General features: G+C 66.3%; 24 protein-coding genes. 11 read left to right on the plus strand and 13 right to left on the minus strand.

Translation table 11 applies throughout. The features are described from left to right. Positions 1 to 37: 37 nt before the first annotated feature. From lptB to ACO055_RS13875, 3 genes are all read right to left on the minus strand, one after another. Positions 38 to 850 carry an LPS export ABC transporter ATP-binding protein gene (gene lptB / locus ACO055_RS13865; RefSeq protein WP_422059466.1) on the minus strand — a complete coding sequence of 271 codons (813 nt, stop codon included), beginning with the start codon at positions 848 to 850 and terminating at the stop codon, positions 38 to 40. A 118-nt stretch (positions 851 to 968) separates the two neighbouring features. Beyond that, entirely contained in the window at positions 969 to 2351 is a 1383-nt protein-coding gene (pgmG, locus tag ACO055_RS13870) for a phosphoglucomutase/phosphomannomutase PgmG (protein ID WP_422059467.1), read from the minus strand. 27 nt (positions 2352 to 2378) lie between these two features. After that, entirely contained in the window at positions 2379 to 3188 is an 810-nt protein-coding gene (locus ACO055_RS13875) for a division plane positioning ATPase MipZ (protein WP_422062472.1), read from the minus strand. A 102-nt stretch (positions 3189 to 3290) separates the two neighbouring features. Between ACO055_RS13875 and panC the strand changes: the two genes are divergently transcribed. Next, entirely contained in the window at positions 3291 to 4130 is an 840-nt protein-coding gene (panC, locus tag ACO055_RS13880; protein WP_422059468.1) for a pantoate--beta-alanine ligase, read from the plus strand. A gap of 140 nt (positions 4131 to 4270) precedes the next feature. Then, complete coding sequence (locus ACO055_RS13885) at positions 4271 to 4585, plus strand: hypothetical protein (RefSeq protein WP_422059469.1); 315 nt, start codon at positions 4271 to 4273, stop codon at positions 4583 to 4585. 143 nt (positions 4586 to 4728) lie between these two features. On the opposite strand, the gene ACO055_RS13890 is transcribed toward ACO055_RS13885, so the two are convergent. From ACO055_RS13890 to ACO055_RS13905, 4 genes are read right to left on the minus strand one after another with little or no spacing between them, the layout of a single operon-like run. Beyond that, positions 4729 to 5889, minus strand: a complete 1161-nt coding sequence (locus tag ACO055_RS13890; RefSeq protein WP_422059470.1) for a GNAT family N-acetyltransferase — start codon at positions 5887 to 5889, stop codon at positions 4729 to 4731. 7 nt (positions 5890 to 5896) lie between these two features. Then, entirely contained in the window at positions 5897 to 6364 is a 468-nt protein-coding gene (locus ACO055_RS13895) for a RidA family protein (RefSeq protein ID WP_422059471.1), read from the minus strand. Between the two features lie 12 nt (positions 6365 to 6376). After that, a complete protein-coding gene (locus ACO055_RS13900; protein ID WP_422059472.1) occupies positions 6377 to 7030 on the minus strand; it encodes an HAD family hydrolase in 654 nt (217 codons plus the stop codon). After that, positions 7027 to 7335: a DUF3572 domain-containing protein gene (locus ACO055_RS13905; protein WP_422059473.1), complete on the minus strand. Its 309-nt coding sequence runs from the start codon at positions 7333 to 7335 to the stop codon at positions 7027 to 7029. Before ACO055_RS13905 ends, ACO055_RS13900 begins: the two co-directional genes overlap by 4 nt. A 53-nt stretch (positions 7336 to 7388) precedes the next feature. On the opposite strand from ACO055_RS13905, the gene ACO055_RS13910 reads away from it, so the two are divergent. After that, complete coding sequence (locus tag ACO055_RS13910; RefSeq protein ID WP_422059474.1) at positions 7389 to 7751, plus strand: response regulator; 363 nt, start codon at positions 7389 to 7391, stop codon at positions 7749 to 7751. Between the two features lie 283 nt (positions 7752 to 8034). Here ACO055_RS13910 and rpmG read toward each other — a convergent pair whose 3' ends face one another. From rpmG to ACO055_RS13935, 5 genes are all read right to left on the minus strand, one after another. Further along, positions 8035 to 8202, minus strand: a complete 168-nt coding sequence (gene rpmG / locus ACO055_RS13915; protein WP_058818055.1) for a 50S ribosomal protein L33 — start codon at positions 8200 to 8202, stop codon at positions 8035 to 8037. Between the two features lie 203 nt (positions 8203 to 8405). Next, the gene (locus tag ACO055_RS13920) at positions 8406 to 9131 is read right to left on the minus strand and encodes an energy transducer TonB (protein ID WP_422059475.1); all 726 of its coding nucleotides are present in this window, start codon (positions 9129 to 9131) and stop codon (positions 8406 to 8408) included. 148 nt (positions 9132 to 9279) lie between these two features. After that, the gene (gene gltX / locus ACO055_RS13925) at positions 9280 to 10590 is read right to left on the minus strand and encodes a glutamate--tRNA ligase (RefSeq protein WP_422059476.1); all 1311 of its coding nucleotides are present in this window, start codon (positions 10588 to 10590) and stop codon (positions 9280 to 9282) included. Positions 10591 to 10818: 228 nt separating this feature from the next. After that, the gene (locus tag ACO055_RS13930) at positions 10819 to 12492 is read right to left on the minus strand and encodes an NAD+ synthase (protein WP_422059477.1); all 1674 of its coding nucleotides are present in this window, start codon (positions 12490 to 12492) and stop codon (positions 10819 to 10821) included. A 32-nt stretch (positions 12493 to 12524) separates the two neighbouring features. Continuing rightward, complete coding sequence (locus ACO055_RS13935) at positions 12525 to 13025, minus strand: DUF2306 domain-containing protein (protein WP_422059478.1); 501 nt, start codon at positions 13023 to 13025, stop codon at positions 12525 to 12527. A gap of 123 nt (positions 13026 to 13148) precedes the next feature. Here ACO055_RS13935 and ACO055_RS13940 point away from each other — a divergent pair, with 123 nt between their 5' ends. From ACO055_RS13940 to pheT, 8 genes are all read left to right on the plus strand, one after another. After that, positions 13149 to 13934 (plus strand): LytTR family DNA-binding domain-containing protein, encoded by a 786-nt coding sequence (locus ACO055_RS13940; protein ID WP_422059479.1) that lies wholly within the window; start codon positions 13149 to 13151, stop codon positions 13932 to 13934. A 72-nt stretch (positions 13935 to 14006) separates the two neighbouring features. Next, positions 14007 to 14942 carry a ribose-phosphate pyrophosphokinase gene (locus ACO055_RS13945; protein WP_037515690.1) on the plus strand — a complete coding sequence of 312 codons (936 nt, stop codon included), beginning with the start codon at positions 14007 to 14009 and terminating at the stop codon, positions 14940 to 14942. 1 nt (position 14943) lies between these two features. After that, positions 14944 to 15726 carry a histidinol-phosphatase gene (hisN, locus tag ACO055_RS13950; protein ID WP_422059480.1) on the plus strand — a complete coding sequence of 261 codons (783 nt, stop codon included), beginning with the start codon at positions 14944 to 14946 and terminating at the stop codon, positions 15724 to 15726. Between the two features lie 127 nt (positions 15727 to 15853). Continuing rightward, entirely contained in the window at positions 15854 to 16057 is a 204-nt protein-coding gene (rpmI, locus tag ACO055_RS13955; RefSeq protein WP_106000796.1) for a 50S ribosomal protein L35, read from the plus strand. Positions 16058 to 16070: 13 nt separating this feature from the next. Beyond that, positions 16071 to 16436, plus strand: coding sequence for a 50S ribosomal protein L20 (gene rplT, locus ACO055_RS13960; RefSeq protein ID WP_422059481.1), 366 nt, complete (start codon positions 16071 to 16073; stop codon positions 16434 to 16436). A 337-nt stretch (positions 16437 to 16773) separates the two neighbouring features. Further along, positions 16774 to 17673: a helix-turn-helix domain-containing protein gene (locus ACO055_RS13965; RefSeq protein WP_422059482.1), complete on the plus strand. Its 900-nt coding sequence runs from the start codon at positions 16774 to 16776 to the stop codon at positions 17671 to 17673. A gap of 145 nt (positions 17674 to 17818) precedes the next feature. After that, the gene (gene pheS, locus ACO055_RS13970; protein ID WP_422059483.1) at positions 17819 to 18913 is read left to right on the plus strand and encodes a phenylalanine--tRNA ligase subunit alpha; all 1095 of its coding nucleotides are present in this window, start codon (positions 17819 to 17821) and stop codon (positions 18911 to 18913) included. Further along, on the plus strand, positions 18910 to 21297 hold the full coding sequence (gene pheT, locus ACO055_RS13975; RefSeq protein WP_422059484.1) for a phenylalanine--tRNA ligase subunit beta: 2388 nt from the start codon (positions 18910 to 18912) through the stop codon (positions 21295 to 21297). The genes pheS and pheT overlap by 4 nt, the downstream gene beginning before the upstream one ends. Before the next feature lie 150 nt (positions 21298 to 21447). Here pheT and ACO055_RS13980 read toward each other — a convergent pair whose 3' ends face one another. After that, positions 21448 to 21957 (minus strand): hypothetical protein, encoded by a 510-nt coding sequence (locus ACO055_RS13980; RefSeq protein WP_422059485.1) that lies wholly within the window; start codon positions 21955 to 21957, stop codon positions 21448 to 21450. Between the last annotated feature and the right edge of the window lie 2 nt (positions 21958 to 21959).

Genomic DNA, 21959 nt, shown 5'->3' on the forward strand with positions numbered 1-21959 from the left:
CGGGGGAACACGAACCATTTTCGATTGTGCGGTACGCTCAAAGCGAGAACCCTTCGCCCAGATACAGTCGGCGGACTTCGGGGTCGGCGACGAGCTCGGCTGGCGATCCGGCAAGCAACACCTTGCCGTCATAGATGATCGCCGCGCGATCGACCAGGTCGAGCGTCTCGCGCACATTATGGTCGGTGATCAGCACGCCGATGCCGCGCGTCTTCAGATCGACGACCAGGTCGCGGATATCGCTGATCGACAGCGGATCGATGCCGGCGAAAGGCTCGTCGAGCAGCATGATCGAAGGGTTGGCCGCAAGCGCGCGCGCGATTTCGGCGCGGCGGCGCTCGCCGCCCGACAGCGCCATCGCCGCCGAATCGCGGAGCCGCGCCAGGCCGAATTCGTCGAGCAGTTCCTCGAGCCGCCGTTCGCGCGAAACCTTGTCGGGTTCGGCGAGTTCGAGCACCGCGCTGATATTCTGTTCGACGGTCATGCCGCGAAAGATGGAGGTTTCCTGAGGCAGATAGCCCAGGCCCAGGATCGCGCGGCGGTACATCGGCAGCGCGGTGATGTCCGACCCGTCGAGCATGATGCGCCCGGCGTCGGGCTTCACCAGTCCCATGATCGAATAGAAGCAGGTCGTCTTGCCCGCGCCGTTCGGGCCGAGCAGACCGACAACCTCGCCCTTGCCGACCGAGAGCGAAACGTCCGACAGGACGGTGCGCTTGTCATAGCTCTTCGCGATCGAAATGACCGCGAGGCCGTTGCCCGCCGCGGCATTCTCGTGGGCATGCGCCTTGTGCTCGGCGACGCCATGATCGCTTTCGGTCAGCGTTCCCACAGTGGATTCGTCGGTCATAGGTCGGTCGGTTCCAGTTCTAGCCCCGATCCGCGCGTTACCCCAGCGACGCGGCCAAGGTCAATCTGGCAAGATTTTTGCAGGGACGAATTGCCCCCTCCCGTTTGCGGGAGGGAAATCAGTGCCCGACCGCCTCGCCGCGCGCGACCCCCGACAGCGCCAGCTGCTCGTCGATCGCCGCCATCAGCCGATCGAGCGCGGCTTCGTCGTTCGCCTCGGCCCGCGCGACAAGCACATCCTGCGTGTTCGAGGCGCGCAGCAGCCACCAGCCGTCGTCGGTGAGGACGCGTGCACCGTCGGTGCGGTCGACGTTGGCACCCGCTGCCGCGAGCCGCGCCAAAACCTCGTCCACAATGGCGAATTTGCGCACTTCGTCGACCTGGAAGCGCAGCTCGGGGGTGTTGACCATCACGGGCATCTCGCTGCGCAACTCGGTCACGCTCTTGCCCAGCTTCTCGGCCGCCTCGATCAACCGCACTGCGGCATAGGGCGCATCGTCATACCCGTAATAGCGGTCGGCAAAGAAGATATGCCCGCTCATCTCGCCGGCGAGCGGACTGCCGGTTTCCTTCATCTTGGCCTTGATCAGGCTGTGGCCGGTCTTCCACATCAGCGGCTTGCCTCCCATCGCGGCGACGCGGTCGAACAGCGCCTGACTCGCCTTCACGTCGGCGATGACCGTGGCGCCCGGCAAATCCTCCAGCACGGCGGCGGCATAGATCTGGAGAAGCTGGTCGCCCCAGATCACGCGGCCCTCGCCGTCGATCGCACCGATGCGGTCGCCATCTCCGTCGAAAGCGACGCCAAAATCGAGGCTCTTCTCGGCGACGAGCTTCTTCAGATCGGCCAGATTCTTCTCTTCGGTGGGATCGGGATGATGATTGGGAAAATGGCCGTCGATATCGGTAAAGAGCAGGTGATGCTCGCCCGGGAGCCGCGCGGTCAGCTTCTCGATCACCGTGCCCGCTGCACCGTTGCCCGCGTCCCAGCCGATGCGGAAAGCGCCGCCCGCGAAGCCCTCGACCAGCCGGTCGACATAGGCATCGACGATGTCGATGCTCTGCGAGATGCCCGCTCCGCTTTCCCAGTCGCCGGCGGCGGCGAGAGTGCCGATCCGCAGGATGTCGGCGCCATAGAAAGGGCGCCCCTGCATCACAAATTTGAAGCCATTATAGTCGGGGGGGTTGTGGCTGCCGGTTATCTGTATGCCGCCGTCGACCTCTTCCGTTGAGGCGGCGTAATAGAGCATCGGCGTCGGGCCGAGCCCCACGTTCAGCGCGTCGATGCCCGCGGCATTGACCCCAGCGATCAGCGCGTCGGCCAGCATCGGCGACGACAGCCGCCCGTCATAGCCCACCGCGACCCGCTTGCCGCCCGCGCGCGCGATCAAGGTCGCGAAGCTGCGCCCGATCGCATAGGCGTCCTTGTCGGACAAGGTATCGCCAACGACCCCGCGGATGTCATATTCGCGAAGCATCGTCGGGTGGAAATTGTGGGTCATGGCTGATCCTTTTGGGGAGAGGGGCGGTCAGGCGGCGGCGAACAGATCACCGTCTGGGTGCAACCGCTCGCGCGTCGGAAGGTTCAGTCCCGCCATCGCTTCGCGCAATTCCTGCCGCGCGACGACATGGCCGATCCCCATGCCGCCAAGATGCGCCTTGTCGAGCAGGGTCAGCCCCGCGGGGAACAGCTCGCGATAGATCACGCGCTCGCCAAGCCCCGGAATGACCCGAAAACCCACGCGGCGCGACAGCTGCGTCAGCGCTTCGCCGACGCGGCGCATGTTATGCGCATCGACATGCTGCAGGCGGTTGCGCAGGATGATCCAGTCGATCGTCCGCCCGTCGCTCTTCGCCCGCGCCTTGCGCGTGTCCCAGATGAGTTCGGAATAAAAGCTGGGGCGCACGACCTGAAACGTTTCGGGATCGACCTGACCGATCAGGTCGAAGTCGATGAAGCTGTCGTTGATCGGCGTGACGAGCGTGTCGGCGGTCGTCGCCAGGTGGCGCGCGAAGATATCGTCGCGGCCCGGCGTGTCGGCGACGAAATAATCGACATCGGCGCTCAGCCGATCGACCTGCGCGTCGAGTTCCTCGATCGTCGCGCCTTCGAACACCTCGAAATGCGGCGTCGGCAATTCGATGCCGCGGCGCTTTGCCGTGCCGACGCGATTCTCGAGATAGCGGTGAAAGGTGCGCTGGCGCGGGTCGAGGTCGAGCCCCGCGACGCGCCAGCCCTGGCTTGCCAGCGCGACCGCGAAATGCACCGCGCAGGTCGACTTGCCGGTCCCGCCCTTTTCATTGGCAAAGATGATACGGTGCGGCGCGGGCTTCGTCACTTGGGTCGACATGGGGCGTTGCGATTTTCCTGTTCGCGCGGCATGGGCGGCCGGCGCGTGAAGTGATATGGTCGCGCCGCCAATATCGGAGGCTGGGCAAGCGTGCAAATCATCCGTGACATCGCGATGCTGCGCCGTGCCGTTACGGCACTGAAGCAGGGCGGCAAGAGCGTCGCGCTGGTGCCGACGATGGGCGCGCTGCACGACGGGCATCTTTCGCTTGTCCGCATGGCAAAGCGCGTCGCCGACCATGTCGTCGTGTCGATCTTCGTCAATCCGACGCAATTCGGCCCGAACGAGGATTTTTCTGCCTATCCGCGCGACGAGGCGCGCGACGCCGCGCTGCTCGCACAGGAAGGCGTCGGGCTGCTCTGGGCACCCGATGTCGCGATCATGTATCCCGCCGGCCACTCGACGCATATCGAAGTCGCCGAACTCGGCGCCGATTATTGCGGCGCGGCGCGCCCCGGCCATTTCGACGGCGTCGCAACCGTGGTGTCGAAACTGTTCAACCAGGTCCATCCCGACGTCGCAATCTTCGGCGAGAAGGACTGGCAACAGCTCGCGATCATCCGGCGCATGGCGCGCGACCTCGATTTCGCGCTCGACATATTGGGTGCGCCGATCGCGCGCGACGTGGATGGCCTCGCGCTGTCGTCGCGCAATGCCTATTTGTCGAGCGACCAGCGCGCCGCGGCGGTCGCCTTTCCCAAAGCCTTGCAGGCGGCGGCGAAAGCGATTGCGGGCGGTGCGGACGTCGACGACGCGCTCGCCAGGGCCAAGGCCGATATCGTCGCGGGCGGGTTCGACAGCGTCGATTATGTCGCGCTCGCCGATGCCGGCAGTCTGGAAAGGCTGGACGTTTTTCGCGCGCCCGCACGCCTTCTCGCGGCCGCGCGGATCGGCAAAACGCGCCTGATCGACAATTATCCGGTGGATTGATTAACGATGCGAATGGCTGATTTTAGCCATTTGTCGCGGATATCCACAAAAAACCCGAATATCGCTTAACCTTTTGTTGACCATAAGCCGCAAGGTTGGGCCTCGAAGCTTCCTGTGGGGGGAGGCGACAGGGGGTTATTATGGCCAACAGTCTGAAGTCCGCGCAATATCTGATCGAGAGCCGGTTGCTCGACGCCGCCCGCGGCGACGCCAATGCCTATTTCGATCTGGGCATCGCTTTTTCGACCGGGACCGGCGGTGTCGATGTCGACCTGATCCAGGCGCATAAATGGTTCAATCTTGCCGCGCTCGGCGGCAACAAGGAAGGCCAGCAATGCCGCGCCGACCTGTCCGACGAAATGAACCGCGACGAAATCGCCGAAGCACAGCGCCAGGCGCGCGCCTGGCTTGACGAGACGGCCCGCCGTCCCGCCCAGCGCCGCTTTGCCGCCTGATCTTTCCGGACAATCTTCCGGATAATTTCCCCGGCTAATACCTTGGCAGAACTTGCCTCGTCCTGCCGGACTTGATCCGGCATCCTTCCAATCGACGAGGCGTGGACCCCGGATCAAGTCCGGGGCGACGAAATCACAGGGTCTCAGACCTTCTGCCGAAACGGCATATGCCCTTCGAGCCAGTCCATCTCCGCTTCCTCGGCGCGGCGTTCCTGCTCCAGATAATCCGCGACCGCACGGCGAAAGCCCGGATCGGCGATGAAGTGCGCCGACCAGGTCGCGACCGGACCATAGCCGCGGGCAAGCTTGTGCCCGCCCTGCGCCCCGGCCTCGACCCGCGACAGGCCGCGCGCGATCGCAAGGTCGATCGCGCGGTAATAGCATAGCTCGAAATGCAGATAGGGGATGTCGCGCAGGCAGCCCCAATAGCGGCCATAGAGCGTGTCGGCGCCGACGAAATGCATCGCGCCCGCAACCGGCTGTTCCTCCTCATAGGCCAGAACCAGAATGATCCGGTCGGCCATGCGCCGTCCCATCAGGTCGAACGCCGCGCGCGTCAGGTACGGCTGCCCCCATTTGCGCGCGCCGGTGTCCTGATAAAAGGCCCACATCGCGTCCCAATGCTCGGCTTTCAGCGCGTCGCCGGTCAGCTCCTCGATGCGCAGCCCCTCGATCGCGCGCGCGCGTTCCTTGCGAAGCTGCTTGCGCTTCGCCGAGGTCAGCGTCGCGAGGAAATCGTCGAAGCTGGCGTATCCGCTATTCGCGAAATGAAACTGGATGTCGCGGCGGACGAGCCAGCCCGCCTCCTCGAACAGCGGCATCTGCTCGGGCGCCACGAAGGTCGCGTGTGCCGACGACAATTCATTCTGTCGCACCACCGCCTCGGCCCCGCGGATCAGCAGCATCGCCGCCGCATCGTCCCCGGCCAGCAGCCGCGGCCCCGGTACCGGCGTGAAGGGCGCCGCAATCTGGAGCTTCGGATAATAGTCGCCGCCCGCGCGTGCCCAGGCATCGGCCCATGCGTGGTCGAAGACATATTCGCCCTGGCTGTGCGACTTGAGGTAGGCGGGCGCGGCGCCGATCAGCGCGCCACTCTCGTTCTCGACGAGGATCGGCGCGGGCTGCCAGCCGGTTCCCGGCCCGACGCTGCCCGATTCTTCGAGCAGCGCCAGAAAATCATGGCTGACAAAGGGATTGCCGCCGCCTGCCCCAAAGCCTGCGAGCGCGTCCCACGCCGCCGCATCGACCGCGGCAACGCCGGTGCCGAGCGAGACGGTGCGCGCGGGCGGATCGGCTTCGGCCACCGTGGCCTTACGCCGGCCGCACCGCGACGATCGCGTCGGCCTCGACCGATGCGCCGAGCGGCAGCACCGCGACGCCGACCGCCGCGCGCGCATGGCGGCCCGCTTCGCCGAACAGCGATTCGAACAGCTCGGACGCGCCATTGGCGACCTTCGCCTGATCGGTGAAGGCGGGAGTGCTGTTGACGAACACGCCCAGCTTCACGACGCGCTCGACGCGCGACCAGTCGCCGTCCAGCGCCTGGCCGATCTGCGCGACCAGCATCAGTGCGCAGCGGCGCGCGGCATCATAGCCGCTCGCGACGTCGGTATCGTCGCCCAGCCGGCCGGTGACGACCTGCCCGTCGCGAAACGGCAGCTGGCCGCTGATATACAGCAGGCCGCCATGCTCGACGACGGGCACATAGGCTGCGACCGGCGCGGCGGGCCTGGGCAGGTCAAGGCCGAGTTCGGCAAGTTTGGCGGTAACGTCGGACATGGGGGATTCCTTCTAGACCAGTTGGGGCGCGGGCGCGGGAATATTTTCGGTCAGCCGCGCCAATATCCAGTCCTGCGCCGCCTTCCAATCGTCGATTCGCGTGTGCGCATATTTCGCGGGCCGCACCTTGTCGGCGATCGCGGGTTCGCCGACGAAGTGCAGCCGCCACACGTCGGGCGCCTCGATCGCGACCGAGTGATGATGGTTCGGCAGATCGTCGATGAACACGACGACCGACGGCCGACGCTCCGCGATCAATGCGCGCACCGGTTCGCCCTTGCCCCCCCGGCTGCCGATCACCGGCGCGTGGAGGCCGAGCGCGGCAAGCTGCTCGCTGCGCGCCGCCTGATGCTCGGGGCCGACGTTGGTGAGCACGACGATGTCGGCATGGTCGGCGATCGCCGCCATCGCCGCGATCGCGCCCGGAATCTCGGTCTGTCGCCCCATCTCGGTGCGGAAAAAACCGTCGAGCAAGGGCCAGACTTCGGCAGCCTCGAGCGGCGTCCCGCATTCCTTGCGTTTGAGCGCACCGGCAAAGCTTGCATCCTCCATGCGGAAGAGCACGCCATGCGCCTCGTCGACCCACTCGGCAAAGGGGACGACCATATGCATCAGCACCTCGTCGCAATCGGTGATGACCAAGGGGCGGGAAAGGGGGCGGGTCATGCGTCCATCCTTTGATGTCCTTCGAGCCGCTGCGCCGCGGCGGCAATGGCTTCGGGCTTGATATCGAGCGCCTCGGCGCAGGCGACAAGGTCGGCTTCATAAGCGGTGAGGAACGACAGGATCGCCGCGAGCGTCGCGCGTTCGCTCAGCGAGGCGCGCAGTTCGCTCGGGTCGAGCCCGGTCATCCCGAGCAGCCGCTCGGCGCGCGGCTCGTCGCTCAAAATCCAGCCGAGCGCCTGAAGCGCCAGCGCCGCATCCTCGTCCTGCACGCCCGATTTCCCTTCAACGCGAGGCAATTGTGTCATGCGGCCGATTCGCCTAAACGGGCCGCAGACGCAAGGTGGGGAACAGAAACAACATGGGCAAGACCATCCTGGTCGTCGAGGATAATGAGCTGAACCTCCGCCTGTTCTGCGACCTGCTCAACGCCCATGGCTATAGCGCGCATCCGGTGCGCGACGGCCGCGACGCGCTCGCCAGGGCGCGCGAAGTGTCCCCCGATCTGATCATCATGGACATCCAGTTGCCGCATGTCAGCGGGCTCGAACTGATCGGCCAGATGAAGGCCGACGTCATGTTGCGCGAGGTGCCGATCATGGCGGTGACTGCCTATGCCGGAAAAGGCGACGAGGAACAGATCAAGGCGGCGGGCGCCGAAGCCTATGTCTCGAAGCCGATTTCGGTGATCAAGTTCATCGAGAGCGTGGGCGTGTTTGCCTGAGATCGACAGTGTCGGGTTCAAGTCCGGCATTCCTCTTCGGTCACCCTGATCTTGTTTCAGGGTCCACGGCCTGCCGCTTCCTTCAGCGCAGCGTTTGGCGATGGCCGATGCCATGGATGCTGAAACAGGTTCAGCATGACGACGGTTGAAACCCGATTCCCGCGCCCATCCTGTATGTCCCGCGCGCACGAAAAAGGGCGGCACGCGGCCGCCCTTTGGATCCCCGCCTTCGCGGGGATGACGCATTGCCAAACCGTTCGGCCTTGCCGAACGGGTCGATGCGTCACTTGATCTTCGATTCCTTGAACTCGACATGCTTGCGCACGCGCGGGTCGTACTTCCGCACCGACATCTTCTCGGTCATCGTGCGCGGGTTTTTCTTGGTGACATAGAAAAAGCCCGTGTCGGCGGTGCTCACCAGCTTGATCTTGACGGTCGTCGGTTTGGCCATGGCCCTGTTCCTCGAAAAATCTGCACATTTTCCGCCGAAGCGGATCATGTGGCGGGACTATGGCCCCGACGTGGGTGTGAAAAACATAGAGGGCCGCGCGCAGGCGCCGCCCCCAATATCCGCGCGCCTCTGACCGGATTCGGCGTTTCTGTCAAGCAAAAGGAACGGGCGGACGGCACGAAACCGCCCGCCCGAACGGGTGCTTATGCGGTCTTGATCTGGAAGCGGACCGTCATCACCTGCCAGCTTTCCTCGGCAACGCCGCCGCGCGTCGCGGGCTTGAAGCGCCATTTGGCGAGCGCGCGGCGCTTCGTCTCCTCGAAGAAACCGGGGCTGTCGGTGCTCAGCAGCTCGACCGCCTTGACGTGCCCGTCGGTGCCGATCAGCACCCTGACCCTCGCCACGCCCTCGACCTCGCGGCGCTGTTCGCTCGCGGGATAGTCGGGCTGAAAGCTGGCCGCATAGCGCGGGTCGAGTTTCGCGAGCACCAGCGGCGGCGGGGCGGGCGGATCGGCGGGACGCACCGGTGGGCCGGGATCGGGAATGACCGGGTCGATGACCAAGGGACCCCTGTCGACGACATTGTCGGTCGCGGTCGGGACGAGCGGATCGGCCGCGTCCGTGGTCGACGCCGATCGCGGCTTCGCATGCTCTTCGGTGGGCTTGGGGGACGGTTCGGGCTTCGGCTTTTCGACGAAAATCGTGTCCCAGGGGGCATCATCGATGCGCGGATCGCTTTTGATGATCATCGGCGACAGCGCGACCGCAACGACCAGCGCCGCGGGCAAGCCGATCGCGAGCGCTGCGGCGATCGGGCGATAGCCCGAACCGGGGTCGTAACTGCCGCGCGGCAGCATCGCTGGCCCCGCGGGGGCTGCGGCGCCCTTCGGCGTCGCGATCATCGCAGACATCAGGGGAATCAGAGTCATGGCACCTCTCCTTTGCCTTTCGGAGACCCAGCCCGGTGTGCGTTGACCGCCCGTACCGGTCAGGCCTGGACATGTAATAGTATAACATACCTATTTTTGTCAAGCGACAGAGTTGGCAAGAGCGGCGCGGGTGGAAAGCGGGTTGGGCCTAGGCTGCGGAAAGCCGCGCGACCGCCTGATCCTTGGCGATCAGCGGCAGCAGTTCGGCCATGTCGGGGCCATGATCGCGCCCGGTCAGCGCACGGCGCAGCGGCAGGAACAGCGCGCGGCCTTTGGCGCCCGTCGCATCCTTCACCGCGCCCGTCAGTGCATGCCAGGGGTCCGCGCTCCAGTCGATCGACGGTGCGGCGGCCGCGGCGGCGGCAAGGACGGCGCTGTCGGCTTCCTCGGTCGCGGGCGGCGCGAACGGTCCGTCGAACACCGCTTCCCATTCGCCCGCTTCGGCGACGCGCATCAGGTTCGGGCGAATCGCGTTCCAGCGCGCTTCGCCGATCGCGATCGGCAGGCGGGCCGCGACGGCGGCATAATCGGTGTGATGAAGGATTTTCTGATTGAGGAGCGCGAGTTCACCCTCGTCGAAACGCGCCGGGGCGCGGCCGAAGCGCGCGAAATCGATGCTCTCGATCAACGGTGCGGGCGACGTCACCGGCTCGACCGGATCGCTCGTCCCCAGCCGCGCGAGCAGTGCGACGAGCGCGATCGGCTCGATACCGTCGTCGCGCAGGCTCGCCATGCCGAGCGACCCGAGCCGCTTCGACAATTTGCCTTCGGTGCCGACGAGCAGGGCCTCATGGGCGAATGCGGGCGGCGCCGCGCCAAGCGCCTCGAACATCTGGATCTGCGTCGCGGTGTTCGACACATGATCCTCGCCGCGCACCACATGCGAAATGCCCATCGCGATATCGTCGATCACGCTCGGCAGCAGATACAGCCAGCTGCCGTCGGCGCGGCGGATCACCGGATCGGACATATTTTTCGGTTCGAAATGCTGATCGCCCCGAACCATATCGGTCCACTCGATCGGCGCGTCATGATCGAGCCGAAAGCGCCAATGCGGCGCGATACCCGCGGGAACCGGGGCATCGTCCGCCTTGCGTTCGTAAACCGGCGGCAAGCCGCGCGACAGCAGCACCTTGCGGCGGATGTCGAGTTCCTCGGGCGTTTCGTAACAGGCATAGACGCGCCCCGCGGCCTTCAGCGTCTCGAATTCGGCCTCGTACAGCGCAAAGCGCGCCGACTGCCGCTCTTCGCCGTCGATATCGAGCCCAAGCCACGCGAGGTCGGCGCGGATCGCATCGACATATTCCTCTTTCGACCGCTCGAGATCGGTGTCGTCGATACGCAGCAGAAAGCGCCCGCCATGCTTGCGCGCCCACAGCCAGTTGTGGAGCGCCGTGCGGACGTTGCCGACATGAAGGGTGCCGGTCGGCGAGGGAGCGAAGCGGGTTACTACGGTCATGGCGCGCGCCTATAGCGGCTTTGCGCGGGCGGTGGAAATAATGGTTCACGCGAAGACGCGAAGGCGCGAAGTTGTAATCTGTTCCGCGAAGCGGCTTTCGCCGTCCCCCTTGCGACAGCCGCAGCGGCGAACCAGAAAGCGCACCCGTCTGCCCGCGTTCTTCTTCGCGCTTTCGCGCCTTCGCGTGCAACCCTCTTCGCTCTGCGCGGGTCTTTTCGGAAGATCGGGTCAGGCCGTCCGAAACCCGTGCGTGATCGGATAGCGCCGGTCGCGGCCGAAGTTGCGCGTCGACAGCTTGACCCCCGGCGGGGCCTGGCGGCGCTTATATTCGGCGAGCATCAGCAAGCGCTCGATCCGCGCCACCGCGTCGCGGTCGAAACCGTATTTCGCGACGACATCGTCGACGCTCGCTTCCTCTTCGACGAGCATGTGGAGCATGCGGTCAAGGTCGGCATAGGGCGGCAGGCTGTCCTCGTCCTTCTGGTCGGGGCGCAGTTCGGCGCTGGGCGGTTTGGTGACGATGTTCGCGGGCATGACCGGCGTCACCGGGTTGCGCGACAGGCGCGGCACCGTCTCGTTGCGCCACTTCGCGATCGCAAAGACCGTCATCTTGTATGCGTCCTTCAACGGATTATAGCCGCCCGCCATGTCGCCATAGATGGTCGCATAGCCGACGCTCATCTCGCTCTTGTTGCCCGTGGTCAGCAGCATCGGCCCGAATTTGTTGCTGAGTGCCATCAGGGTCACGCCGCGGATGCGCGACTGGACATTCTCTTCGGTGATGTCGACATCCTTGTCGGCAAAGCTGCCCGCGAGCATCGCGTCGAACGCCTCGACCGCCGGGACGATCGATATCGTATCGAGCCTGCACCCGATCATCTCGGCGCAGCCTGCGGCATCGTCGAGGCTTTCCTGGCTGGTGAAGCGGCTGGGCATCATCACGCACCACACTCTGTCGGGACCGAGCGCGTCGGCGGCAATCGCCGCGCAGATCGCCGAATCGATTCCGCCCGACAGCCCGAGCACGACGCCGGGAAAGCGGTTGCGTTCGACATAGTCGCGCAGGCTGAGGATCATCGCGCTATAGATATCGGCGGGGTGCGCTTCCCATTCGGCGATCGCGCCCGCGTCGCACGTCCAGCCGCCCCCCTCGACATCGGGGGCGCCTTTCGTCCAGCGCGTTACGCGCTCTTCGGGCTCCCAGTCGGTCAGCCGGTGCGCGGTGCCGCCGTCGGCATTGAGCACGAACGAGCAGCCGTCGAACACCAGCTCGTCCTGCCCGCCGATGCGGTTGAGAAAGATCAGCGGCAGACCTGTTTCGGTGACGCGGCCCGCGAACACCTGGCTCAGGCGGCGGTCGTCCTTGTCGATCTCATAGGGGCTGCCGTTGACCGAGATCAGCAGCTCGGCGCCTTGCGCCGCCAGATGCGCGCTCACCTTGGGCAGCCAGCCGTCCTCGCAGATCGGCAGGCCGAGCGTGATCCCGCGCCATTCGACCACGTCGGGCAGCGGGCCGGGGGCAAAGACGCGTTTCTCGTCGAAGGTGCCATAATTCGGCAGCTCGTGCTTGCGCCGCGTCGCGACCACGCGGCCGCCCTCGAGCAAGGCGACGATATTATAGAGGCTGCCGGCGTCCCATTCGACCGAGCCGACCAGCATCGCCGGGCCGCCATCGGCGGTTTCGGCCGCCAGTTCGGCCAGCGTCGCCGCCGCCCGCTCCGCCAGCGCGGGCTTCAGCACCAGGTCCTCGGGCGGGTATCCGATCAGTTGCAGCTCGGGATAGAGGATCAGGTCGGCGCCCGGATGGCGTGCGCGCACGTCGCGCATCGCTTGGGCATTGGCGGCAAGATCGCCGACCGCCTGGGTCATCTGCGAAAGGACGATGGTCAGCTGCTCGGTCATGCCCCGGCTTTAGGACCAACCACCCGCTTCGTTCAACCGAAGAGAAGCGCCCACAGCGTCCGCTCCGGCGCCATCGCAAAGATGCCCGCGGCGATCAGCCCGAAAAAGACGCCGCGCATCGTCTTCAGGTGCCGGTCGATCTGGCCGGTCTTCGCGAACCAGATCGCGCGCGGCACCTGGACCAGCACCAGCACCGAGAACAGGTGGATCGGCCCGATGCCGCCGGTGATCGTGCGGATCCAGAAACTGTCGATCGCGGTGACGAGCATCATCAGCGCCCAGACGCGCCCGCCGATGCGGTGCGCGATGTCGCCCTTGCGCTGGCGCCACAGCAGCCAGGCACCGAGCGGCAGCGCCGGGACGACGGTCGCGAGGTGGATCCAGACCGCCCACGCCGGGGTGCGATAGTCGGCCATGCCGCCGACCGAGCGGATGAGCCCGCCGAGCAAGGTCACCCCCATGATCAGCAGGACGATCAGGCCGATCCGGCGGATGTTGCGCGTCTTCGGTTCGGCGGCGGCGATGGCGGTCATGGCGAAATCCTGCTGCTGGGGGCGATGTCCCTTTCCTGCCCGCCCGCCGTTCGCGGACAATCGACTCTTCGTGGAAATGGCGGATTTCTTCGCCAAACGCGGCGCCCGGCCAATTGACGCTTCGTGAAATGGCACGCACAAGGCGATATGGCGAAGCGGCTGACGATCGAACTGCTGGTAATGGTCGCGCTCGGCCTGCTGATCGGGCTGCTCGGCCCGTTCGGGACGTTCGGCAATCCTCCGGCGCAGCGGCTGCTCAGCTGGGTCGTGTGGCTTCTCACCGGCTATATCTTCTTTCGCCCGACGGGAATCGTCGCGACATGGCTGTGCGAGGCGACCGGCCTGCCGCGCTTTGCGGGAACGCTGCTCGCGCTCGTCGTCGCGAGCGTGCCGGTGACGCTCGTCATCACGATGATGGCGATGCGGATGAGCTTTGCCGAGGCGCTGCGCTGGTCGGGCTTCTGGACGATGTACCTTTATATCTGGGTGGTGTCGGCGGTGGTGGCGACGGCGATGACGGCGCTGTTCGGGCGCAGCGCGGCCGCGGCGCCCAAGGTCGCGCCGCCAGGCGAGCCGGCCGTTCCGGCCGCACCGGCCGCCGAACCGATTCCGGCGCTGCCCCTCCCGCCCGGATTCGGTGCGATCCGCGCGCTGAAGGGCGAGGATCATTATGTCCGTATCGTCGGCGACGCGCGCGAGGAGCTGGTCCTGATGCGGATGCGCGACGCGATCGAGCGGCTCGGACCGGCCGACGGTTTGCGCGTCCACCGCAGCTGGTGGGTGGCGCGCGGCGCCGTCGCATCGGTGCGCCGCGACGGCCGCACCGCGGTCCTGACGCTGACCGGCGGGCACGAAGTTCCCGTCGCGCGCGACATGATGCCGCAATTACGCGCCGCAGGATGGCTTTAGGCCTTCCCCTTCATCGCTGTGCTGGTTAAGGGGGCGCGCAATCCCATCCGCCGCGAAAGGGCCGTGCACCCCATGAAACTCATCTCCGGCAACAGCAACCTCCCTCTGGCCCGCGCCATCGCGGACTATCTGGAACTGCCGCTGACCGACACCAGCGTGCGCCGCTTCGCCGATGAAGAGGTCTTCGTCGAAATTCACGAAAACGTCCGAGGCCAAGACGTCTTTGTGGTCCAGCCGACCAATTTCCCGGCGAACGACAATCTGATGGAATTGCTGATCATCAACGACGCGCTGCGCCGCGCCTCGGCAAAGCGCATCACCGCCGTCGTGCCCTATTTCGGTTACGCGCGTCAGGACCGCAAACCCGGCCCGCGCACGCCGATCTCGGCCAAGCTCGTCGCCAACCTGATCACCACCTCGGGCGCCGACCGCGTTCTCGCGATCGACCTGCACGCCGGGCAGATCCAGGGCTTTTTCGATATCCCGACCGACAATCTGTACGCCGCGCCGGTGATGAGCGCCGACATCCAGGCGCGCTTCGCGGGCAAGAATCTGATGGTCGTGTCGCCCGACGTCGGCGGCGTGGTCCGCGCCCGCGCGCTCGCCAAGCGGCTCGACAATGCGCCGCTGGCGATCGTCGACAAGCGGCGTGAGCGCGCCGGCGAATCGGAGGTGATGAACATCATCGGCGACGTGAAGGGCCGCTTCTGCATCCTGATCGACGATATCGTCGATTCGGCGGGCACGCTCTGCAACGCCGCCGCCGCGCTCAAGGCCGCAGGCGCCGAAGGCGTCGTCGCTTATTGTACGCACGGCGTCCTCTCGGGCGGCGCCGTCGCCCGCGTCGATGCGAGCGAGCTGACCGAACTCGTCATCACCGATTCGATCCAGCCGACCGATGCGGTGAACGACAGCAGCAAGGTTCGCGCACTCACGGTCGCGCCATTGCTCGGCGAGGCGATCAAGCGCATCGCCGACGAGTCGAGCGTCTCGTCCCTCTTCGACTGACATGGGCCTCGAATCCGATCTCGCGCTTGCCAATCGCCTCGCCGATGCTGCCGGTGCCGCGATTCGCCCGCTGTTCCGCGCCGCCTATGCCCACGAAGCGAAGGCCGATGCCTCGCCGGTGACCGAGGCCGACCGTGCCGCCGAGGCGGCGATGCGGCGCCTGCTCGACGCCGAGGCTCCGCGCGACGGGATCATCGGTGAGGAATATGGCGCCGAGCGCCCCGACGCCGCCCGCCAATGGGTGCTCGACCCGATCGACGGCACGGTCAGCTTCATGGCGGGTCGCCCGATCTTTGGCACCTTGATCGCGCTGTTGCAGGACGGCTGGCCGTTGATCGGCATCATCGACCAGCCGATTTCGGGCGAGCGCTGGGTCGGCGCGATGGGTCAGCCGACGCTGCTGCGCGGCAAGCCCGCGACGACGCGCAGCTGCCGCAACCTTGCCGACGCCGTCCTCGCGACGACGGGCCCGCAATATTTCAGCGATCATGACGGCGAGCATTTCATGGCGCTCGCCGCGCAGACTTCGCACAAGCGCATGGTCTTTGGCGGCGACTGTTATAATTATGGCCTTCTCGCGAGCGGTCATATCGACCTCGTCGTCGAGGCGGGACTGAAGCTCCACGATTTCGCGGCGCTGGTGCCGGTCGTCGAGGGCGCGGGCGGCACGATGTGCGACTGGAACGGCGACCCGCTCAATGCCGACAGTTCGGGCCATGTCATCGCGCTGGGCGATCCGGCCCGGCTCGAGGATGTCATCGAGGGGCTGGCCTGCCATCATTGAGGCGGCCACGCTTGCATTTCCGCGCGAATCCGTCTAGGCGCGCGCCTTCGCACGATAAATAGCTGACCTGCCTGGCTGAAAGGGCTGCCAGGGCCGGTCGATATCGTCGCTCAACAAGGAGACGAAAATGCCCAAGCTGAAGACCAAGAGCGGTGTGAAGAAACGCTTCAAATTCACCGCCTCGGGCAAGGTGAAGCACGGCGTAGCCGGCAAGCGCCACCGCCTGATTTCGCACAATTCGAAATATATCCGCACCAACCGCGGCACCAGCGTGCTCAGCGATTCGGACGTGGCCCACGTGCGCCTCTGGGCGCCCTACGGCCTGAAGTAAGGAGCGCTAGACCATGTCACGCATCAAACGCGGCGTTACCACGCGCGCCAAGCACAAACGCGTATTGGACCAGGCGAAGGGCTATTATGGCCGTCGCAAGAACACCATTCGCATCGCCAAGCAGGCGGTCGAAAAGGCAGGCCAGTACGCTTACCGCGACCGCAAGGTTAAGAAGCGTACCTTCCGCGCTCTGTGGATTCAGCGCATCAACGCTGCGGTTCGCGCCGAAGGCCTGACCTATTCGCAGTTCATGCACGGCGTGAAACTGGCCGGGATCGAACTCGACCGGAAGGTCATGGCCGATCTCGCGATGAACGAAGGTGGCGTGTTCACCTCGATCATCACGCAGGCGAAGGCCGCGCTGCCCAAGGCAGCCTGAGCCTCAAGCCATCGCTAAAGCAAAAGGGCGGTCCCTCGCGGGGCCGCCCTTTTTCGTATGCGCCGACGTCGTTGCGAGGAGCTGCATCATGGGCGCCTGTAAACAGGAACGGCGCGAAGGTTTCCCTTCGCGCCGTTCCGACAATGGCTCCAGTGGAAAACCATCGCCCCCCTCCCTCCGAACCGGATAGCCGTGGGTCGCAGAAAGCTTACGGCCGGCGGAAGTGTCCCTTGCGGCGACATATGCAATCGCCCAGCAGTTAAAAATTGTAAAAACGCGACAAATGGACGGCCTAGGCTGTTGTTTTTTTACGCAGTCCTCCGCATGGAGTAAGGCCATGACCGTGGGAGAATCTGCAAGCGGGACCGTGCCCGCGCGCGTCGCGACGCGATTCTTTCCTGTCTCCGAAGCGCTGCGGCCCTATTGCAGCATCATCTATCTGACCGAAGTCGAAGCTCCGCCGGGTGTTCGCGTAGAGGATTACCTGCATCCCGAATGGGCGAATGTTCGCTTCATCGAAGGCGAACCATTGCTCGCGGCGTTCGGCGGCGGAGCCCCCGCCGCGGCGCCGCATTTTGTGGTCACCGGCCCGACCAGCCAGGCGACCTATTTCGCCGCGGGCCATATGCGCGCCTGGGGTATCGGGATTTTGCCCGCGGGCTGGGCCAAATTTTTCGCGCTCCCGGCCGAGACGCTCGCCGATCGCTCGATCGACGGGGCGCAGCATCCCGCCTTTGCCCATCTTGCGCCGCTGGCCGCGCTGCTGCGGCAGGCGAATGATGTCGAGGCCGCGGCGCGAATCCTCGACGACCGTTTCGTTGCGCTGCTCGCCAAGGCGCCGCGTGATGATCCGACTATTTTTGCGGCGCACAGCGCGCTCGTCGACGACGAACTGACCAGCGTCGCCGATCTTGCCGAAAAACTGGGAATTTCTGACCGCTCGGTCGAGCGTCTCTCGCGTCGCGCTTTCGGCTTTCCGCCCAAGCTGCTGCTCCGGCGCCAGCGCTTCCTGCGCAGCCTCGCGCGCTTCATGCTCGATCCGTCGATGAGCTGGATCGAAACGCTCGATCATCAATATTACGACCAGGCGCAGTTCACACGCGATTTTCAGCGCTTCATGGGGATGAGCCCGCGCGCCTATGCCGCGCTGCCCAAGCCGATTCTCGGCAGTGCGGCATTCGCGCGCGCAGCCGCAGCGGGTGAAGCCGTGCAAGGCCTCCACAAGCCAGCCGGATAGCGCCGTTTTCGGCCAATAGGCTTGACCCATGCGGCGTGTTCGGTGCAAGCGGCGGGCGACCGACGCGCGGGAAGCCGCCGTCTCCAGAACGAACCGAAACACGCAGGCCGGCAGCGGCAAACGCGCCGGAGCAGGACGAATGACGATGAGCGAGACAGAAGTCCTGCAGAGCAGGCTGGTGAGCGATATCGAGGCCGCGGCCAATCTCGACACGCTCGAAGCGCTGCGCGTCGCGACGCTCGGCAAGGCGGGCAGCGTGACCGGGCTGCTCAAGACGCTGGGCGGCATGTCGCCCGAGGAGCGGCAGACGCAAGGGCCAAAGATCAACGGGCTGCGCGAAGCGGTCGCCGCAGCGATCGCCGCGCGCAAGGCAGCGCTGGAAGGCGCGGTGCTCGAGGCGAAGCTCGCGGGCGAAAAGCTCGACATGACACTTCCCGCCGCGGATGCGCCACGCGGCAGCGTGCATCCGGTTAGCCAAGTGATGGACGAACTCGCCGAGATCTTCGCCGACATGGGCTTCGCCGTCGCAACCGGTCCCGAGATCGAGGATGACTGGCGCAACTTCACCGCGCTCAATATTCCCGAGACGCATCCCGCGCGCGCGATGCACGACACTTTCTATTTCCCCGAGACCGACGCCGAAGGCCGCGCGATGCTGCTGCGCACGCACACCTCGCCGGTGCAGATCCGCACGATGATGTCGCAGGAGCCGCCGATCCGCATCATCGCGCCCGGCCGCGTCTATCGCAGCGACAGCGACGCGACGCACACGCCGATGTTCCATCAGGTCGAGGGGCTCGTGATCGATCGCGGCATCCACATGGGGCATCTCAAATGGACGCTCGAAACCTTCCTCAAGGCCTATTTCGAGCGCGACGACATCGTGCTGCGACTGCGCCCCAGCTATTTCCCCTTCACCGAACCCTCGGCCGAAGTCGATGTCGGCTATAAGCAAGAGAAAGGCCGCCGCATCGTCGGCGGCAACGGCGACGACGAAGGCCATGCCTGGATGGAACTCCTCGGCAGCGGCATGGTCAACCGCCGCGTGATCGCGAACTGCGGGCTCGACCCCGATGTCTGGCAGGGCTTTGCCTTCGGCGTCGGCGTCGACCGGCTCGCGATGTTGAAATATGGCATGGATGACCTGCGCGCCTTCTTCGACGGCGACCTGCGCTGGCTGGCGCATTATGGCTTCGGCGCGCTGAGTGTCCCGACGCTGAGCGGGGGGATTTCGGCATGAAGATCACGCTCGACTGGCTGAAAGACCATCTCGACGGCGACGTCACCGTCGACGACGTCGTCGCCACGCTCAACCGCATCGGCCATGAGGTCGAAGGCGTCGAGAACCCGGCCGAAAAGCTCGCCGGCTTCCGCGTCGCCCGCGTGCTGACCGCCGAGAAACATCCGCAGGCCGACAAGCTGCAGGTGCTGACCGTCGATACCGGCGACGGCGGGGCGCCGCTGACCGTCGTGTGCGGCGCGCCCAACGCGCGCGCCGGGCTGGTCGGTGTGCTCGGCCTGCCCGGTGCGGTGGTCCCCGCGAACGGCATGGAGCTGAAAGTCGCGGCGGTGCGCGGCGTCGAATCGAACGGCATGATGTGCTCGACGCGTGAACTCGAGCTTGGCGACGATCATGACGGGATCATCGAGCTGCCCGCCGACGCGCCGGTCGGCGCGGCCTTCGCCGACTATTCGGGCGCGGGCGATCCGGTGGTCGACATTTCGATCACGCCGAACCGGCAGGACTGCATGGGCGTGCGCGGCATCGCGCGCGACCTGGCCGCCGCGGGGCTCGGCACGCTGAAGCCGCTCGCCGTCCCGACGATCGCCGCGACCGGCGCCCCGGCGACCGAAATCGCGACCCTCGATCCCGATGGCTGCCCGGCCTTCTTTGGCCGCACGATCAGCGGTGTCACCAACGGCGCGGCGCCCGAATGGATGCGCCGCCGGTTGGAAGCGGTCGGCCAGCGGTCGATCTCGGCGCTCGTCGATATCAGCAACTATGTGATGTTCGACCTCGGCCGCCCGAGCCATATCTATGACCGCGCGAAGCTGACTGGCGCGCTTGTCGCGCGCCGCGCGAAGGACGGCGAGACCGCGACCGCGCTCAACGGCAAGCAATATGCGCTCACCGACACGATGACCGTGCTCGCCGACGACAGCGGCGTCCACGACATCGCCGGCATCATGGGCGGCGAGCATAGCGGGTGCAGTGAGACGACGACCGATGTCCTCCTCGAGATCGCCTATTTCACGCCCGAACGTATCGCGCTGACTGGACAGGCGCTCGCGCTCACCAGCGACGCGCGCAGCCGGTTCGAGCGCGGAGTCGATCCGGCGTTTCTCGATGATGCGACTGCGATCGTCACCGCGCATGTGCTCGCGATCTGCGGCGGCACACCCTCGACGGTGACCCGCGCGGGCACGCCGCCCGCCGAGGTGAAGACCGTCGATTACGACCCGTCGCTGTCGGCAACGCTCGGCGGCATCGCGATCGCCCCCGAGCGGCAGAAGGAAATACTGACCGCGCTGGGTTTCGCCGTGATCGAACAGGGCGGCCGCTGGCAGGTCGCGGTGCCGAGCTGGCGCCGCGACGTCGATGGCGCCCCCGACCTGGTCGAGGAAGTCACCCGCATCACCGGCTTCGACGCGATCGCTTCGGCGCCGCTGCCGCGGACCGAAGGCGTCGCGAAACCCACGGCGACCGCCGATCAGCTGATCGAGCGCCGCCTGCGCCGCGCCGCCGCCGCTGCGGGTTTCCACGAAGCCGTCACCTGGTCGTTCATCAGCGAGCGCGAGGCCGCGCCCTTTGGCGGCGGGACCTGGAGCCTGGCCAACCCGATCAGCGAAGATTTGAAGGTCATGCGCCCATCGCTGCTCGCCGGCCTGCTCGCCGCGGCGCAGCGCAACCAGAATCGCGGCGCGGGCAGCATCCGCCTGTTCGAGATCGGGCGCCGCTATCTCGGCACGACCGAGCATCCGACGCTCGGCATCGTGATGGCGGGCGAAAAGCGCGCACGCGGCTGGCAGGCCGGCAAGGCCGCGCCCTTCGACGCCTTCGATGCCAAGGCCGCCGCGCTGGTGCTGCTCGAAGCTGCGGGTGCCCCCGCCGACCGGCTGCAGGTGATGGAGCCCGTCGACGCGGCCGGCATCTGGCATCCCGGCCAGTCGGCGACGCTGCGGCTCGGCCCCAAGGCCGTGCTCGCCGAATTCGGCGCGCTCCACCCTGCGCTGGCGAAGCATTTCGACGTCGATGGCGCGGTGATCGCGGTCCAGATTTTCCTCGACGCGATCCCGGCCAAACGCGCGAGCGGCCCCGCCCGCGCCGCCTTCACGCCGCCCGCGCTACAGTCGGTGCGCCGCGACTTCGCGTTCCTCGCGCCCGATACGCTGGCCGCGGGCGATCTCGTCCGCGCGATCCGCGGCGCCGACAAGGCGGCGATCGTCGACGCCCGTCTGTTCGACCGTTTCGCCGGTCAGGGGGTACCTGAGGGTCAGGTCAGCCTGGCCGTCGAAGTCGAGCTGCAACCGCTGGAAAAGAGCTTCACCGACGCCGAGCTGAAAGCGATCGCCGGTCGGGTGGTGGCTGCGGCAGCCAAGGTCGGCGCTGTGCTGCGCGGGTGAGAAGCGTCTCGCGCACGCACGAGGACCGTCGCTGAACGCGCGGCAGCTAACGACCGGTCGGGGTCGTTCTCCATCATCGTGATCCCGACTTGATCCGGGATCACGGAAGGAGAAGGTGTTCGCTCCCCAGCAAAAAACCCGAATCCGCGATCATCCCCGGCAATCCTCGATCACCCGCCCGATCTCCGACTGTACGGGCAACGTCAGCCCGCTGCCGCCCGGCGCGTCGAGCGCGAAGCGGCCGCGGCTGAAGGCAATGCGGTCGAGGCGGATGTCGCGGCTCGGCATCGTCGCGCTGCCGCCATCGAAGCGGATCTGGTCGACTCCCGCACTGGTCAACAGCGTGACATTGCCGTCGAGCGACGCGGTCAGGCGGATCCCGCCGCCGCTGCACGTTATCGTCAGCAGCGCGCCCGAATTGCCGGCCGGAACGAAACTCGCCGTCCGGTTGCCCGCATCATAACGCCACGCGCCGCGGTCGACCGGGCGCTGTTCCCACGAACCGGTCGGGGTCGGAGCGGGCGCCGGGGCCGGGGTCGGCGCGGGCGTCGGACGCTGGGGCGGCGGCGCTTGCGGCGTCGGAACGGCGGTGCAGCTCGCGAGCGCGAACATCATCGGCAGCCCGATGCCATAGGCCGTCCATATCTGCCCGCGCTTCATAT

The organism is Sphingopyxis sp., from assembly GCF_965227415.1.
Lineage (GTDB): Bacteria > Pseudomonadota > Alphaproteobacteria > Sphingomonadales > Sphingomonadaceae > Sphingopyxis.

Coding starts and splice junctions, on each gene's coding strand:
- ACO055_RS13905 (WP_422059473.1), bottom strand. CDS start 7,335: ATGACACAATTGCCTCGCGTTGAAGGGAAATCGGGCGTGCAGGACGAG.
- ACO055_RS13910 (WP_422059474.1), top strand. CDS start 7,389: ATGGGCAAGACCATCCTGGTCGTCGAGGATAATGAGCTGAACCTCCGC.
- hisN (WP_422059480.1), top strand. CDS start 14,944: ATGGGCCTCGAATCCGATCTCGCGCTTGCCAATCGCCTCGCCGATGCT.
- rplT (WP_422059481.1), top strand. CDS start 16,071: ATGTCACGCATCAAACGCGGCGTTACCACGCGCGCCAAGCACAAACGC.
- pgmG (WP_422059467.1), bottom strand. CDS start 2,351: ATGACCCACAATTTCCACCCGACGATGCTTCGCGAATATGACATCCGC.
- lptB (WP_422059466.1), bottom strand. CDS start 850: ATGACCGACGAATCCACTGTGGGAACGCTGACCGAAAGCGATCATGGC.
- ACO055_RS13935 (WP_422059478.1), bottom strand. CDS start 13,025: ATGACCGCCATCGCCGCCGCCGAACCGAAGACGCGCAACATCCGCCGG.
- ACO055_RS13900 (WP_422059472.1), bottom strand. CDS start 7,030: ATGACCCGCCCCCTTTCCCGCCCCTTGGTCATCACCGATTGCGACGAG.
- gltX (WP_422059476.1), bottom strand. CDS start 10,590: ATGACCGTAGTAACCCGCTTCGCTCCCTCGCCGACCGGCACCCTTCAT.
- ACO055_RS13930 (WP_422059477.1), bottom strand. CDS start 12,492: ATGACCGAGCAGCTGACCATCGTCCTTTCGCAGATGACCCAGGCGGTC.
- pheT (WP_422059484.1), top strand. CDS start 18,910: ATGAAGATCACGCTCGACTGGCTGAAAGACCATCTCGACGGCGACGTC.
- pheS (WP_422059483.1), top strand. CDS start 17,819: ATGAGCGAGACAGAAGTCCTGCAGAGCAGGCTGGTGAGCGATATCGAG.
- ACO055_RS13895 (WP_422059471.1), bottom strand. CDS start 6,364: ATGTCCGACGTTACCGCCAAACTTGCCGAACTCGGCCTTGACCTGCCC.
- rpmI (WP_106000796.1), top strand. CDS start 15,854: ATGCCCAAGCTGAAGACCAAGAGCGGTGTGAAGAAACGCTTCAAATTC.
- ACO055_RS13980 (WP_422059485.1), bottom strand. CDS start 21,957: ATGAAGCGCGGGCAGATATGGACGGCCTATGGCATCGGGCTGCCGATG.
- ACO055_RS13965 (WP_422059482.1), top strand. CDS start 16,774: ATGACCGTGGGAGAATCTGCAAGCGGGACCGTGCCCGCGCGCGTCGCG.
- ACO055_RS13945 (WP_037515690.1), top strand. CDS start 14,007: ATGAAACTCATCTCCGGCAACAGCAACCTCCCTCTGGCCCGCGCCATC.
- ACO055_RS13885 (WP_422059469.1), top strand. CDS start 4,271: ATGGCCAACAGTCTGAAGTCCGCGCAATATCTGATCGAGAGCCGGTTG.
- rpmG (WP_058818055.1), bottom strand. CDS start 8,202: ATGGCCAAACCGACGACCGTCAAGATCAAGCTGGTGAGCACCGCCGAC.
- ACO055_RS13920 (WP_422059475.1), bottom strand. CDS start 9,131: ATGACTCTGATTCCCCTGATGTCTGCGATGATCGCGACGCCGAAGGGC.